General features: G+C 47.8%; 10 protein-coding genes. 3 read left to right on the top strand and 7 right to left on the bottom strand.

Annotated elements, in window-relative coordinates; translation table 11 throughout:
- The first annotated feature begins 279 nt into the window (after positions 1–279).
- Complete coding sequence (locus COW20_16920; protein ID PIW46599.1) at positions 280–1,002, top strand: hypothetical protein; 723 nt, start codon at positions 280–282, stop codon at positions 1,000–1,002.
- Positions 1,003–1,259: 257 nt separating this feature from the next.
- Positions 1,260–1,439, top strand: coding sequence for a hypothetical protein (locus COW20_16915; GenBank protein PIW46598.1), 180 nt, complete (start codon positions 1,260–1,262; stop codon positions 1,437–1,439).
- Positions 1,440–1,968: 529 nt separating this feature from the next.
- Here the strand turns inward: COW20_16915 and COW20_16910 are convergent.
- Positions 1,969–5,646 (bottom strand): hypothetical protein, encoded by a 3,678-nt coding sequence (locus tag COW20_16910; GenBank protein ID PIW46597.1) that lies wholly within the window; start codon positions 5,644–5,646, stop codon positions 1,969–1,971.
- Between the two features lie 278 nt (positions 5,647–5,924).
- On the opposite strand from COW20_16910, the gene COW20_16905 reads away from it, so the two are divergent.
- Entirely contained in the window at positions 5,925–7,697 is a 1,773-nt protein-coding gene (locus COW20_16905; protein ID PIW46596.1) for a cholesterol oxidase, read from the top strand.
- On the opposite strand, the gene COW20_16900 is transcribed toward COW20_16905, so the two are convergent.
- The 6 genes from COW20_16900 to COW20_16875 form a co-directional block, all read right to left on the bottom strand.
- On the bottom strand, positions 7,630–8,790 hold the full coding sequence (locus COW20_16900; GenBank protein ID PIW46595.1) for a radical SAM protein: 1,161 nt from the start codon (positions 8,788–8,790) through the stop codon (positions 7,630–7,632). The two genes, COW20_16905 and COW20_16900, sit on opposite strands and share 68 nt — an antisense overlap.
- Positions 8,787–9,194, bottom strand: coding sequence for a hypothetical protein (locus COW20_16895; protein ID PIW46594.1), 408 nt, complete (start codon positions 9,192–9,194; stop codon positions 8,787–8,789). The genes COW20_16900 and COW20_16895 overlap by 4 nt, the downstream gene beginning before the upstream one ends.
- An 81-nt stretch (positions 9,195–9,275) precedes the next feature.
- On the bottom strand, positions 9,276–11,633 hold the full coding sequence (locus tag COW20_16890; GenBank protein PIW46593.1) for a (p)ppGpp synthetase: 2,358 nt from the start codon (positions 11,631–11,633) through the stop codon (positions 9,276–9,278).
- On the bottom strand, positions 11,603–12,151 hold the full coding sequence (locus COW20_16885; protein ID PIW46592.1) for an adenine phosphoribosyltransferase: 549 nt from the start codon (positions 12,149–12,151) through the stop codon (positions 11,603–11,605). The genes COW20_16890 and COW20_16885 overlap by 31 nt, the downstream gene beginning before the upstream one ends.
- Positions 12,129–14,534, bottom strand: a complete 2,406-nt coding sequence (gene recJ, locus COW20_16880; protein PIW46591.1) for a single-stranded-DNA-specific exonuclease RecJ — start codon at positions 14,532–14,534, stop codon at positions 12,129–12,131. The genes COW20_16885 and recJ overlap by 23 nt, the downstream gene beginning before the upstream one ends.
- Positions 14,534–15,391, bottom strand: a complete 858-nt coding sequence (locus tag COW20_16875) for a hypothetical protein (protein ID PIW46590.1) — start codon at positions 15,389–15,391, stop codon at positions 14,534–14,536. The genes recJ and COW20_16875 overlap by 1 nt, the downstream gene beginning before the upstream one ends.

The raw sequence follows: 15,391 nt of genomic DNA, 5'->3' as shown, positions 1-15,391 counted from the left end.
GCTTGCCTTTGAGTTTAAATTCATACACTAACATAAGGGTATTATACTGCATATTACGCCAATAATTTGAGTATAAAATAATAACAATTGAAAGGTATTATGACCCAGCGAAGCTGGGTATGCCTCATATACCCCTGCTGTAAAGCCCCCACCTAGCCTTGAGCTGTTCGTAAACGCGAGCGAACGCTACAGATCAGCATAGATAAGGAAGGGGCTTTACAGCATGTCCGGTAAATTCAATGTAATATGTTTAGTGTGTAATTCAAAGGAACTTTAAACATGAGCAATGATCATAATTTGGGCCAGAGATTGGTTCAGGCAGGAAAACTTACCCACGAGCAACTGACGGAAGCCCTAGAATATCAATGCCGCCTGCCCAGCTCACAAATGATGGATATCGAAGAAATTTTAGTTTCATTTGAGTATATTACCGAATCAGAGTTAATTTCTTTTCAAAACAAAGGGAAAGATCAAATTGATTCAGAAGTTTCTGTAAATAATTTGCTCAATAAGCTTGATTCACCGGATCTGCATCAAGATCCCCCCCCCCAGCAGACAGCTCTGCCGGCCTCTGCTCAGCTTGGCAAAATGTTGGGGCAAATCATGCTTGAGAATAACCTGATCCATGAATGGCAATTGGTACACGCCCTCTGCAGCCAAAAAGAACAAGAAGTAAAAACCCCACTGGGGACCCTGCTGGTGCAATTGGGCTACGCAGGAAAAGAGCAGGTGGCCAAAGCCTTATCGCTTCAAGTCAAGGCCAGAAAACCTGCTCAAATCCAAACCCATGAGGATAAACAACACCTTCGGCTTGGAGATCTTCTGCTACAAGCCAATATTATCAAGGAATGGCAATTACAACATGCTCTCTCCCTGCAGATGGATCCAAAACATAATCAGAAGGGATTGGGAACCCTTTTGGTACAGTTGGGATATGCATCCAAGGATGCAGTCGCACAGGCTTTAAATCAACAAAAACTGAAAAAAGCTACTGAAAGATAACAATACCCGTAATATTGTCCTTCAAGACAATCGTAAAGTTTGAACTGTTGGCTGTTCCCTCTGCAGAGCTTACCGTGATGGATCCAGTGACTGCCCCTTGGGGAACCGTCACCGTAATCGTGTTTGCTGAAGTTGCAGTGACAGTCGCTTGAAGATTGTTGCTAAAGGTAACAGTCGGCGTACTGGTTTGGGGATTAAATCCACTGACCGTGAGGGTAACTGACTCCCCTACACTGCCTTGTGTGGCACTGAGAGCTGTGACTTGGACCGATGGGGTAGCCCCGCCACCCCCACCACCTGCCGCAGGTGGCGGAGCAGCCCCACCACCTCCGCCACCGCCGCCGCCGCCCCCCCCTGAGGAGCTGGCTGCACCGATGATTACTTCGATTTCAGCTTTGATGGAGGGATCAGACTTTAAACTGACCACGACCTTATAGGTACCTGAGCTGGTTTTAGAACGAATCACTCCTTTTTGAGTGACCTCAATTAAATTTGGAGAGAGTGACTCCCAATTAAACTCAAACCGGCTTAAATCCAAGGTATTGCCATCTTTATCCTGCAATAACAAAGTCATGGTTTGTTCACTGCCAAAGCCAGAAAGATTGACAATCCCTGGAATTGCACGCAATTTAAGCGAAGGAACAGGATCTCCCACCCCTTTTTGATCCGTAGCTTCATTCTTTTGGTCTAAATTCGCAGGAGAGACAGCCGTTTGATCATTAGGAGTGCTCTGTGAGTCTTGGGGCCCCCCCCCATCCCCCCGTCCCCGGTCATTGGGCGTTGGTGATGGAATCGGCACCCTTTGCGGCTCAAAATTTTCCTGGGTGTTGGGAATATTTGCATTGCGATTGCGATCACTTAAACTGACCAAGCCGTTCAAGGGCCCGCCATAATTCAGTTGCACATCACTGCAACTGAAGCTCAAGGCTCCCAACAGAAGAACGCCCAAAAGCCGTGAAATCTGTTTCATGGGTTGACTGCTAAGGGTTGAAACCGATCAATTCTGCGAATGCCCCAACCGGTATCTGAAATATAGAGGGTACCATTGGGCGCAAAGTCGACCCCACGAGGACTGCTGAACGTGGCCTCAGTCAAGGGTTTTCCTTCCAGCACACTGAAAGTACCCGTGCCCGCAATTTTTGAAATCTGCCCCGTGGGCGAAATTTTGTAGATTTTAGCAGCATTGTTAAACAGCCAATTACAACAGGCGGCTGGAACAAAAACATTGCCCTGTGGATCTACTCTGATTTCATGCATTTCAATATAAGGCTTGGTATCAGAATTTAATACAGGATAACTCCAGGACAAAGTCGCAAAGACGCTGACAGAATTGTTCTGCAAATCAATTTTGCGAATTTGGAAATTGTCGACGTCGGCAACAAATACATTGCCTTGGCCATCAATGCCCAAGCCTTCTAGATGCAAAAACCGTGCAGCCGAAATGGGGCTTACCGGGGTTGCCGTCGCTGGGCCACTGGTCGCCCCACCTGCAATCACCGTAACATTCGTTGTCATGGTGTGATCAGCTTTGCCATCACTGTTGGCATCTGCATCATAGGCTCTGATTTGCGCATCGCTGGGCAAAGTATTCAGATCCGTAATTTTCATCACATAGGAAGTGGTGGCATTGCCATTGGGCGGATCATTGCCTGTCACATATAAGATACCATTGGAACTGATCTCAATCCCCTCGGGCCCAGGCAAGCGGGCAAGGACCTGAACTTTTCCATCCGTTGTTATTTTTCGGATCGCATGATTGGTGGTATCGGCAACATAAATATTGCCCGCAGCATCATTGGCCAAATCTTCAGGCCCATTGAAACGGGCATTGGCCAGGGTCGTTTCGAAAAATTTAGCCGTTGGATTTGTAACTTCGTCTTTCCGCCAACCGGAAATACCGTCTCCGGAAACGTATTGATTCTGACCTGCCGAATTGAATTTATAAACCTTATGCAAAAGCGAGGCGATATAGATATTGGTATCGTGATCCACATTGATCCCATGGGGGGAATCGATTGCAAAATTCACGTCTGTTCTCACGACTTTGGTCGCATCGCCTACGAAATTGATCACGTCCTTGTAAATCAAAGAAGAAACAGCGCTTCCAGAGGCATTCAAAACCGTTACCGAATCCATTGCAAGGTTCTGGGGCGGCGTATGAATCGTAATTTGTGTAGTACTGTCAATCGTATAGGTATTGGGATTGATAGAAGTCGTGCCAATCATCAGGGTACTGCCCGGCACGTAATTGGTTCCCGTTAAAACAATCGGCGCAAGCGGTTGAAGCGGATTATAATTCACATGGGTGATGGTGGGAGGTTTCAAGAGCACAAAATTGGTAGCTGAAGTGCCTGTGCCACTGGGGGTGGTGACGCGAATCGGACCATCGGTCGCCCCCGGCGGAACGGTCACCGTGATCGTCCCATCATTATTGACCGTATAGGTGGGGGCCGCAACGCCATTAAAAGTAACCTGGGTTGCATTGGTGAAATTGGCGCCACTCAGCACCACCTGTTGGCCAATCGCCACATTCGAGTTAAAGCTGCTGATCACAGGGGTATTGAGGGTATAGGTTGAACTCTGTAAAGCCGTTCCCCCCTGAGGAGTGACAGTAATCGCACCCGTAGTAGCCCCCGCAGGAACCGTCACCGTAAGCGTACTGTTGGTGCTGCCCGTAATCGTTGCGGTTGCTCCCCCCGCAAACGTAACCGTTGGGTTTGAGGTCTGGGGATTAAAACCAGATACCGTAATCGTAACAGAATCGCCAGCCTTCCCACCGGGAGAACTCAACGCCACAATTTGCTGAGGAACTGTCAATGGGGTTTGAGATGTTCCTGTTCCTTGATTGGTGGTAACTTGCACTGCACCTGAGGTTGCCCCCACGGGCACTTTAAAGGTAAGGGTATTGTCATCTACCACCGTCAGATCAGTCACCGCCTGTCCATTAACAGTGGCACCTGTTGCGCCCGTAAAATTCGCACCTTTGACAGTAACTGTCGCACCCACGCTGCCAGACTCGGGGTTTAAACTGGTAATCACAGGGGTATTGAGGGTATAGGTTGGGCTCTGTAAAGCCGTTCCTCCCTGAGGAGTAACGCTTATCGCCCCTGTGGTCGCTCCTGCAGGAACCGTTACCGTAATCGAACCCGCCGTGGTACCGGTAACGGTGGCATTGGCCCCCCCAGCAAACGTCACGGTGGGATTTGAGCTGCTCGCATCAAAACCTGAAACCTGAAGTGTCAGCGTATCTCCAGCTTTGCCACCGGGCTTGCTCAAAGAGACAATTTTGCTTTCAACATTAAAGTTAACCTGATTACTGGTTTTGCCATTGTTGGTAACCTGAATCGGAACCGTTCCCGAAATGCCCGGTGGAACGGTCACCACCAAAGAAGTTGCTGAGGTCACGTCTACGGTGGCGGTCACTGTCCCAAACTTGACGGTATTGCCACCGGCAGGATTAAAGCCATCCCCTGTTAAGGTAATTTGGGTGCCACTGGCTCCTTGAGTGGCCGTTATAGCCTTGATCACCGGCGGTAAAATAATTGGATTGCCTTGGGTTCCCTCTGTGAGCTGCACCACGCCATTGGCATCGACACTGAGATTTGCGCGTGTTGAAACGCCCCCATTCAGCCCCTCTAACTTGACAATTGCTTGCCAGGTTCCGGGAATGATCTGGGGAAGAGAAGCAGAATTCTGACCCGCTGAAATAATCACGGCGGGAGACGCAGGATCGGTAATCTGAACCTGAATCTGGCTGTTAAAATTATTTTGATTGGGAGTTTTAACGACAAGGGTAATATCGCCCATGTTCTTGATCCAATTCGCTGGGGTTGGATCCCCTGCATTGAGAACCGGCACAGTTCCATTGGCATCTACAATCGCCTTGGCCAGTACATCTGCATTCAGTCGCGACGGATGAAGTGCATAGGTCGTTCCCCCCACAGGGTTGTTTCCATAAATCACCTTGTCAAGCAAGGCATTGAGTTGGGTCATGTTCAGATTTTCAATCAGCTGATTGACCTGTTCTGCATTTAAGTTGCCAACGACTGCAGGATCTTTTTTAATCAGGGATTCAAGCACAGAAGCTGTGGCCGTCGAGCGCCAGGTAAAGGTCAAGACAATTTCAGTGCTGTTTTCAGGAGAACTGTAAACGGCTTTGAGCAAAGCCCCTTCAATCGGCGCGTGGTTGGTCGTATTGTCATAGCCTTGAACACTGACCACACGGTTCTTTCCGCGAGGTACGGTCTTGATACTCAAGGCGGTATTCTGACCATCAGAACGCACAGCGACATAATTATCCAAATTAAAAATAGGTGCACTCAAGTCATTGCTGGAGACCCAGGAGCGCAAATGGGAAATTTTATCCAACTCCAAGGCTTGAACCCGCATGCCCGAGGAGGCTCTGGGAATAATCACTTTCAGGCTGAGATGATCTCCCTGCGCACTGCCACTAATCTTTGCCTCTGCTGAATCAATCAAGGGTTGATGGGGAAATACTGTTTGAGAAGCAGGCGATTGGACTGGCAAAGTCGCGGGCTGCAGAGGGGAATTCCCAGGTATACCAGCCCCCTTTTGGCCTGTGCCAGGAGGTAAAACCGTACACGAAATCATCAATAATGCCAACGCCAATGAGCTGCGTTTCAAAAAAAATTTCCTCCACTGCAAACCGTTTTTATCACGGTCAAACTAATATTCTCTTACACTCTTATTTTAACTTACGACTCTGGCTTTTTTCTATTCATATCAAACAGCAAAAAATTGACATAGCTCAGCCTCTAGTTTTTACTTACCCAATTCAAGCGCTAAATATGCGCTTAAAAACAGAGTTTTAATTCAGCTTTAAAGCATTTCAATAGATTGTTGCGTTTTTTTAGAGCCAGTCGGGTGCTAAAATGAAAACTAAATTTTCAGGAAATTGAAATATGGCCCCTCAATATGATTTTATGATCATTGGATCAGGTTTCGGCGGCAGTGTTTCGGCCTTAAGGCTGGCCCAAAAAGGCTATAAAGTGGCCCTGCTTGAAAGTGGCAAACGGTGGCAGGATCAAGACTTTCCCAAAACCAACTGGACTTTGAAAAAGTTTCTTTGGATGCCACGTCTGGGTCTCTACGGCATCCAAAGATTGAATCTTTTAAAAGATGTTTTGATTCTCAGTGGGGCGGGTGTAGGGGGCGGCAGCCTGGTCTATGCCAATACCCTGTATATTCCCCCCGATTCATTCTTTGAGAACCCATTGATCCAAGCTTTGGGTGGAAAAGAAGGTTTATTGCCTTTTTTCGAACTCGCAAAAAAAATGTTGGGTGTGACCCCCAACCCTCGTCTTTGGCCTGCTGATGATTTTTTGCGCAAAAGCGCCGAAGAATTTCAGGCAGGAGAGAGCTTTCAAACCACTCCCGTCGGGGTGTATTTCGGTGAAGAAGGAAAAACCCATCCGGATCCCTATTTCGAGGGGGATGGCCCCGAAAGAACAGGCTGCACCCATTGCGGAGCCTGTATGGTGGGCTGTCGGGTCGGCGCCAAAAATACCCTGGTAAAAAACTATCTCTTTCTGGCTGAAAAACTGGGGGTCGAAATTATCCCTGAAACCCGGGTTGAAGAAATCATCCCTCTTTCAGGCGATGGCTCGCTGGGCTATAGCTTACGCACCCGCTGCAGTACCCATCCCCTGGGTACGCCGAGAAAAGCTTATCAAACAAAAAATTTGGTCTTGTCGGCCGGTGTCTTGGGAACGCTCAAACTCTTGCTCAAAATGAAAACCCAAGGGCATTTGCCCAGACTCTCTGAGCAATTGGGGCACACGGTGCGCACCAATTCAGAAGCCATTTTGGGGGTCACCTCCCGCGACCCTGAAGCCGATTTTTCCCAGGGGGTGGCGATCACCTCCAGCGTTTATCCTGACGCACACAGCCATATTGAACCTGTTCGCTACCCTGCTGGTTCTGATGCCATGGGCCTGCTCGCAACCCTTCTGACCGATGGCGGAGGAAAACTGCCCCGACAGATCAGATTTCTGCAGAATATCCTCAAACACCCCCGCGATTTTCTTCAGATTCTTTCCCCTGTGGGCTTTGCCCGCCAAAGCATTATTCTACTCTTTATGCAAACCCTTGATAATTCTCTCAAGGTAAAACTCAAAGCCCGTTGGAAATGGCCCTTTGGCGCGCATCTTACCTCAGCACCCGAGCAAGGAGAAAAAGCCCCTTCGTATATCCCCTTGGCCAATCAATTTGCCCGTACCATGGCAGAAAAAATGAATGCCATACCCGGCTCCGCCATCAACGAAGTGCTTTTGGATATTCCCACCACCGCCCATATCCTGGGCGGATGCGCCATTGGACAATCTCCCCAGGAAGGAGTGGTTGATTTAAGCTGTCGCGTTTATGGTTACCAGAATATGTGGGTCTGCGATGGTTCGATGATCCCCGTCAATTTGGGGGTCAATCCCAGTCTGACGATCACCAGTCTGACTGAATACGCCATGAGCCAAATCCCCGTTAAACCCGGCCAAAACTTTCAAGCATTCAAAGTTGAAAAAACCTGGGGGGTCGAAAATCTCTTGCTGCGGGATCCTCATCAGGCGATTGAGCCCTCACAAGACACGATCAGTTGGTCCAAACAGTTTAGTTTCAGTAAATATATTCCATCAAATGATAGGGAGAAACCTGGGCCAAACTATGCCGCAACCCCTGCTTAAAAGCCTGGATTTGAGTTTGAATTTCTTGTTCTGAGAGGGGCGTGATCCCCTGTTCCAGTGCTTGCTGGTGATAGGGTTGATCCGGGTGTTCAATGAATTCAGAAAGATAAACAATATCCCCTTTGTCCAAGGGCAAGGCGTCTAAAAACTTTAAGCTTTCACTGAGATGCTCTGCGGCCATCTGCCTGCCGCCTATGCCGATCATCAGAATCAAGCCGACCTGAAGCCCCGCTTCTTTCAAACGTAAAACTTCAGTCAACATCAGCTCGGGATCTCCTGGTTTGTTTAAAAGCGATAACAAGGGGCCATAGCCACTTTCAATGCCCAGATAAACCCGTTTCAATCCTGTTTCAGCCAGCCTTTGATAATCTGAAATCTGCTTGGCTTGAGGGCGAAAAGCATCCATGAAACTATACCAAGGCCTTCCTGGAAAAACCTGTTGCATATCAGCGATTAGTTTGAGCAGGTGGGGCTGTGGGATCATCAAGGCATCCCCATCTGCCAAAAACAGGCCTTTGCGGGTGAGAGCACTTTTTCCCAGATAATTCGAAACCGCCTGCAAATGCTCAATAAATTCGGTTTCTGATTTAATCCGAAAGCGACGATCCTTGTAAAAATTACAAAAATGGCAGCGGTTCCAGGAACAGCCTTCTGCAGCCTGAACCACAATCGCTGAATACTGATCGGGAGGAAGAATACTGATCGGACGGTAGATCGCTTGGAAGCTTAAACTCTCAGACGCCAGAGCCTCGCCATTTTTTGCAAGCAATTTTTCAATAACAGCCTGCTCATGCGGTTCGATCAGAGCATGGAGGGTATTCAGATCAGCCAAAACCTTTTGAAAGAGCCTGGCCTGCTCTTCAAGATTCAGCAGCCAGCGTTTTTTCCCCTGACTATTGCGGGTCTTTGCCAAAACAGCGCCGCTTAAGCCCCTTTGATAACCTGTTCCAGATTGGTAAACCCAAATCAAACGGTCTTCGGGATCAAATGAATAAACGGTATCTGGCCCCAAACTGATCGAATAGCCGGTATTTTTAGGATGAAGCTTAAATTGAAAACCTGAACTGTGCTGCTTCAGGAAGGTTTGATTCATTTTCCCTTGAGATCTTTGCCCAAACGCTCAAGATTCTTCTCTGAGATCACGAAATCAACATTTTCAGTTTCGGTTTCTTCACTTTTATAGCGCTTACGCTCCAACTGGGTTGCTCCATCTTTGCTGACTTCAACCTGGTAATATTCCAATTCCCCCGGAGCCGTTTGGGGCTCATCACTGCGCAGGGTAACCACTTCATGCGCCTGATCCTGTTCAACCAAGCGCAAATCTTCATCCAGATAGCTCACTTTGCGCGCGATTTCCTGCGCTTTTTCAACCACCTGTTCAAAATTCTCAAGGGGTTTGCCCTGCGAGCGGACCTTGCGAACCCGGCTGCTCAATTTGTCTTTTTCGACTTCTTCAATCTCAAGCTCATGCCGTTCATTTTTTGAAATCTGACTCATCAGCACCTGTCCTCCGGGAGTTTCCTGGTCTTAGTATACTATCCGGGCAGCACTTTACGTCAGAGAATCGCGCTTTGCTGGTTATTTTCCGGTTTTCTTCTGTTCATTTTTGGATGTCATCTGTTTGATCGCCTTGGATGTTTTGACAATTCTAACCACATTCAAAACATCACTCATCGCCCTTATTTTTTGAATAATAGCCTGTAATTGCTTGATATCCACAACTTCAACCACCAAATCAATCGTTGCCGTCTTATCGCGGTGCGTAATTACATTGGCAGCTAAAATATTGATCTTATTATCCGACATACGCGCCACAATATCTTTGAGCAGCCCCCGCCTGTCAATCGTATAAATTTGCAATTCAACAGGATAAAAACTTTTCTCAACTTCGCCCCAACTGGCGGGCAAACAGCGGCGCGGATTGACCTGCCCCAAGTTCGGACATTCTTTGGAATGTACGGCGACCCCTTTATTGCGGGTTACGACCCCCACGATCGGCTCGCCAGGAACAGGCAGGCAACAATTCGGGAAAAAGACCAAGACCCCCGCCTCTCCGCCAATCATGATCCCTTTGCCTTTGGCTTCGCGGCGTTTGCGTTCAGGAGAAACGGTTTGGCCAATGATCGCCTCGTCAAGTAGCGCAGGATTCAAAGGGCCTGTTTTAATCCGGTTGAGCAATTGCTTGGGCGTGATTTCACCATAACCGACCGTCGCAATTAAATCCTCAACGCTGTTGCGGTTGAATTTCTGGGCCATTTCTTCAAAGGTTTTGGAACGGATATAGTGCTCAAAATTTTCTTTGCCGAATTCCGCTTCCAAAAGTTCTTTCCCACGTTTCAAACTGTCTTCGCGGCGTTCTTTTTTAAACCACTTGCGAATATTATTTTTGGCCTGGTTCGAAACTACGAAGTTGATCCAATCCAGACTGGGTTGCCCATTTTTAGAGGTCATAATTTCAACCTGGGCCCCGTTTTCAAGGGGAGTCGACAGGCTGATCATGCGACCATTCATTTTCGAACCCACACAGGTATTCCCTACCTGGGTATGAATCCGATAAGCGAAATCAATCGGTGTTGACCCTTTGGGCAAGACATGAACATCCCCGCGCGGGGTAAAAATATAGATATCTTCTTCAAAGAGATCGTCTTTGACGTTGGCCATAAACTCTTCAGCATCTTTGAGGTCATTCTGCCAATCCAACAATTGGCGTAACCAGGTGAGCTGAAGATCATTTTTATTGCGCTTGGGTAAATTCGCAGTGCCTTGCTTGTATTTCCAATGCGCAGCAATCCCAAACTCAGCAACCCCATCCATATCGAAGGTACGAATCTGTACCTCCAACGGGTGACCGGTTTCGCTGATCACGGTGGTGTGCAGGGATTGGTACATATTTTGTTTGGGCATGGCAATATAATCTTTGAAACGGCCCGGAATGGGTTTCCAAAGTGCATGCACCTGCCCCAAAACCGCATAGCAATCCGCTTCACTCTCTACCAATACCCGAATTCCAAAATAATCGTAAATATCTTTGAAATCTTTTTGTTTTTTAGATATTTTATTATAAATACTATAAAAATTTTTAGGTCGACCAAAGATTTGAACTTTTTTCGTGCGCTTTCTCCCGTCCACAACAGGGGGAACAGGATCTCCCTCAATATAGAAATCGGTATGCGCTTCGACAAGCCCTTGCTTGAGTTGGGTTAAAGTACGCGTCATGACTTCTTCCCGCTCCTGGCGTTTTTGGGCAATATACTGGGCAATGCTCCAATAATAGTCTGGATAAAGGTACCTTAAGCAGAGATCTTCCAATTCCCATTTCAAACGCCCAATCCCCAAACGGTGGGCCAAAGGAGCAAAGATATCGAGCGTTTCTTGGGCGATTTTTCGCTGCTTGTCTTCTGACATATGATCCAGGGTGCGCATATTGTGCAAGCGGTCAGCCAATTTGATAATCACCACACGGATATCCTGGGCCATGGCCATAAACATGCGCCTGAAATTTTCAGCTTGGCGTTCTTCTTTTGAAGAAAAAGAAAATTTGCTGAGTTTGGTAACCCCTTCCACCAGGGCGGTAACCGTTTCACCAAAAGCTTCTTTCATTTCTGCATGGGTAAAATCGGTGTCTTCAAGAATATCGTGTAAAAAACCGGCAGCCAGCATTTCTCCGCTGGCGTTCAGCTCTGTCAGAATCAAAGCGACTTCATAGGGGTGAATAATATAGGGTTCACCTGATTTGCGCTTTTGCTCTTTGTGCAGTTCATAGGCAGCAAAAAAAGCGCGTTCGGCAAAATTGATATCCTCAGGCGTAGCATAAGACATTTTCTTCACCAAATGCTCCAGCAAGCTGGCTACATAAGGCGGATAGGAGCTGATTGGAATTTCTCCAGGTAAAGGCAGTTTTTTCTTCAGTACTTGATCAGACTGACTGTCTTGCAATTGGACAATTTCTCCCTACCGTTCAGAAATAAAAGTTCGATCGCGAAAACGCTACCGACAACGTTTGCGCCCAATTCCTCAAGCATTTCAAGGGTCGCCCGTGCGGTGCCCCCCGTCGCGAGCAGATCATCACAGAGCAAAACCTTTTCGCCCGGTTGAATGGCATCCTGGTGAATTTCAAGCACATCGCTGCCATATTCCAAGGCATATTCTTTGCGATAGGTGGCCCCAGGCAATTTACCGGCTTTGCGAACGGGCACAAATCCTGCTTTTAGCAGATAGGCCAGAGGGGTACCCAAAATAAAGCCACGTGATTCAATCCCGACAACGTGCTGGATATCCATATTCTGAAAACGTAGAGCCATTTGCTCAAGGCTGATGCGGAGCATCTCAGGTTCCCGCAAGAGCGTCGTAATATCCTTAAACAAAATGCCCGGCTTGGGGAAATCAGGGATATCGCGAATATGAGGTTTTAAGAGTTCTTCGAGCTCATTGTCAGGTATGAGATTCATAGTCATCCTTTTCTGTGTGCAGCAGCTTCTGAAGCGCTGCCAGTGGTCTTTGGCACCAAGTTTGATTCCAAGCAAGCAATTGCTCTGAACGAGATAAATAGGCCCGATAATGGGGACTGGTATTTAAACTCAAGCATTGCGCGAGCTTTTCTATTTTAACCCGTTCCTTATCATATGCCATCATACCAAGATCACACAAGCAGGAAATAATCAAAGTCGCCCTGAAATACGAGATTTTGAGGGCCTCCATCAGCCGCATTTCAACCCTTTCAATCGGACACTCTCGAAGCAATTCCCGAGCGCTGAGTAAAAGATTAAAATCAGGAGCCTGAACCCCCTGTTCAGGACCGAGTAAATACAGCGCATTTGCCCCGGTGATGATTAAGAGTGCACGCAATTCAGCAGGTTTCTCAGGCCAAAAACGCAAAACGAGCGCTTTGCAGACAGGGCTTGTTTTTTCAGCGCAGATATCCTGGTCCCGCAAATCTGGAGGCAATGAGAGCACGAGCGTCTCTGAGTGAGCTAAAAGTTTATTTAAAGCCTGACTTTGTTTTTTCAGATTTCGCCAATCATGCCAAATTAGCTCAGGCAACTTGCCATCCAAGGGGGGCAGTTCAAAATTCAAGGCCCATTCTGCACCGGGCGGCGTCAGTGAAAAAGCTTGAAGGGCATGTCCGCTTAAAAGCCTTTGCGTAGGTTTTTGCGCTGGAACAGTTAAATTCGCAGGTACAGACTTGCGGGGTCTGATTTTTTGAACATTTAACTCCAGGCGGGAACGCCCATTCCAGAGATTTTCTTCAAGCTGATAATACAGATCAAAATGCTGATAACCGGCTAAATCCTCCTGCCAGGCATTCCAGGCTTTGATACGTACACCTGGCGCAATTTCAGCGAAGAGGTGTTTGCGATTTTTATCGGGTTTGATTTGCTCCAGCCTTGCATTCAAACTTAAAAAGGCGGGCATGGGATTTCCGGCCCCAAAGGGAGCCAATTTTGTCAGGTCCTGCCAAAGACCTGGTTTGATTAAAAGTGGGTTCAGCTCCATTTCAGCCTGAAGCTGAGAGACCGGCGCACCTGCAGCCAAATAAAGCGTTTGCATCTGTACGCGCAGGGCGGAAATATTTTCAGGCAAAAGGCTAAAGCCTCCCGCTTGGGCATGTCCTCCAAATTTCAGAAAGAGTTCAGGGCAGGTCTGCAGTGCTTGCAGCACATGAAAGCCTTCAGGGGCGCGCACAGAGGCTTTGCCAATGCCTTTTTCAATCGAAATCAGAAAAACGGGCACGCCATAGGCTTCTACCAATTGCGAACAAAGAATGCCTAAAATCCCAAAGGGCCAGTTCTCATGCGCCAAAATCAAAGGGCCTGAGGGCAAGTTTTCTGAAACTTCAGCTTGAATTTCAGCAAAAAGCTCCTGACACATGGTTTTGCGGGCATCATTGATATGGTCCAGAGTTTCGGCAAGCGCATCGGCTTCTTCCTGATCTTCTGCCAGCAGTAAATCCAGCGAAAGCATGGGGCTCTGCAATCTGCCTGCGGCATTTAAAACTGGAATCAATTTAAAAGCCAACTGGGTTTCATCCAAATCCTGAGGGCGAAGATTTTTTCGTTGCAAAAGCGCCAAAAGACCGGGGCGTCGGGTTTTTCGAATCGACGCCAGCGATTGCTTGACCAAATTCCGGTTAAATCCCAACAGGGGAGTCATATCGGCCAGTGTGCCAATCCCCGCCAGTTCCAACCAATGTTCAGGGGGATAAGGGCATTGAAAATGGGGATGCAATGCTTGCATCAACCAATAGGCCATGCCTACACCCGAAAGGTTTTCCAATTCTTTAAACCCCAAAACCTGAGGATGCAGAATAAAATCTGCAGGGGGCAGGGTTTCACCCAAGCCATGGTGATCTGTAATCAGGGTATGCATTCCCGCCGCTTTGGCCTGTGCAATCTCATTCAGATTGCTGACCCCACAATCCACTGTGATCAAGAGTTTGGCACCCGATTCGATAAAACGCTCAATCGTTTGCGCATTGAGACCATAGCCCAACGAACGGGTCGGCAGAAAAGGTTCGACCTGAAATCCGCAAGCGCGTAGAAACTCCGTCAGAATCGCTGTGCCCGTCAGGCCATCCGCGTCATAATCCCCATGGATAACCACCAGCTGCTCTTGCGCTAAAACAGCTTGAAACAGCTCGACCAAAGCCGCATGGAAAGGGGCATTCACCCACTCTAAGCAAGGCTCAGGCTGAATAAAAGCCTTGATTTCAGACTCAGTCGCCAAGCCTCTGTTCAGCAAGAGCTGCGCCAAAAAAGGTGAAATATTCAAATCCTGCGCCAATTTTTCGCCCGCGGCATGGTAACTTGGCACCTGGGGATCTGACCACTCACTTCCCATCAGCTGTTTTCCTTGCAGGGAGCAGGCTTACAAGCTACTGAATGGCCCAATTTACACGCCTGTTTTAAATCTTCCCGCGCAGCTTGACAGTGTTTATCCCCTTGATTTAAAAGCCCCCGTTGATAATAGGCCCCTGCCAATTGAGGATTGAGCCGCAAAGCCTGATCAAAGGCCCGACGTGCTCCGTTTTTCTCTTTTTGTGCAAGGGCCAGCCGCCCAAGAAAAAAGTGAACTTCGGCGAGATCAGGCTCAAGATAAAGCGCTTTCAACAAATCTTTTTCAGCCAAGTCCCATTTTTTTTCTTCAAGCCAGCTCAATCCGCGATTGGCCCAAAGTGCAGCCAAACCTGGATTTTTTTTCAAGGCAAGATCAAAATCCTGCCGAGCAGCTTCGTATTTGCCCAGCAACAGCCGACTCAAGCCGCGCTGATTTAATGCTGTCAAATTTTGGGGAGAAAGGTTTAAAAACGCTGTCCAATCGCTTTCAGCTTTTTCAGGCTTGCCGATCAGGTGCCAGGCTTCTGCACGTAAAGTCAAAGCTTTTAAGGAACGGGGATCTTTTTTGAGGATTTCGGAATAATCGATCAGAGCATCCTCGAGTCGCCCTTCTTGCTTGAAAGATTCTGCCCGCAGGAAATAATCCTCTATATGGTTCAAAACAACATGCTCAGCCGAAATTTTTTTTGCGGTTTTCGAATGCGTTTCAGGCCCCTTTGAGCGCAGAAAGGTCATCAAAAGCAACATCACAAGCGCCACACTGCTCAAGCGAAACGATGGCGATTTCCAAAAAGAAGTCGCAGCAGGGCGATTTAATTCTGCCAGTAATTCTTCAGGGCTGGGTCGAGACTGATTGCGCAT

Source organism: bacterium (Candidatus Blackallbacteria) CG13_big_fil_rev_8_21_14_2_50_49_14 (assembly GCA_002783405.1).
Lineage (GTDB): Bacteria > Cyanobacteriota > Sericytochromatia > UBA7694 > UBA7694.
The sequence above is the reverse complement of the archived record's forward strand: the minus strand, read 5'-3'. Positions and strand labels throughout refer to the sequence as shown.

Bases quoted from the DNA above. Each gene is read 5' to 3' on its own strand.
- COW20_16875 (PIW46590.1), bottom strand. From the start codon at position 15,391: ATGCGCAATCAGTCTCGACCCAGCCCTGAAGAATTACTGGCAGAATTA.
- recJ (PIW46591.1), bottom strand. From the start codon at position 14,534: ATGGGAAGTGAGTGGTCAGATCCCCAGGTGCCAAGTTACCATGCCGCG.
- COW20_16895 (PIW46594.1), bottom strand. From the start codon at position 9,194: ATGAGTCAGATTTCAAAAAATGAACGGCATGAGCTTGAGATTGAAGAA.
- COW20_16900 (PIW46595.1), bottom strand. From the start codon at position 8,790: ATGAATCAAACCTTCCTGAAGCAGCACAGTTCAGGTTTTCAATTTAAG.
- COW20_16920 (PIW46599.1), top strand. From the start codon at position 280: ATGAGCAATGATCATAATTTGGGCCAGAGATTGGTTCAGGCAGGAAAA.
- COW20_16905 (PIW46596.1), top strand. From the start codon at position 5,925: ATGGCCCCTCAATATGATTTTATGATCATTGGATCAGGTTTCGGCGGC.
- COW20_16885 (PIW46592.1), bottom strand. From the start codon at position 12,151: ATGACTATGAATCTCATACCTGACAATGAGCTCGAAGAACTCTTAAAA.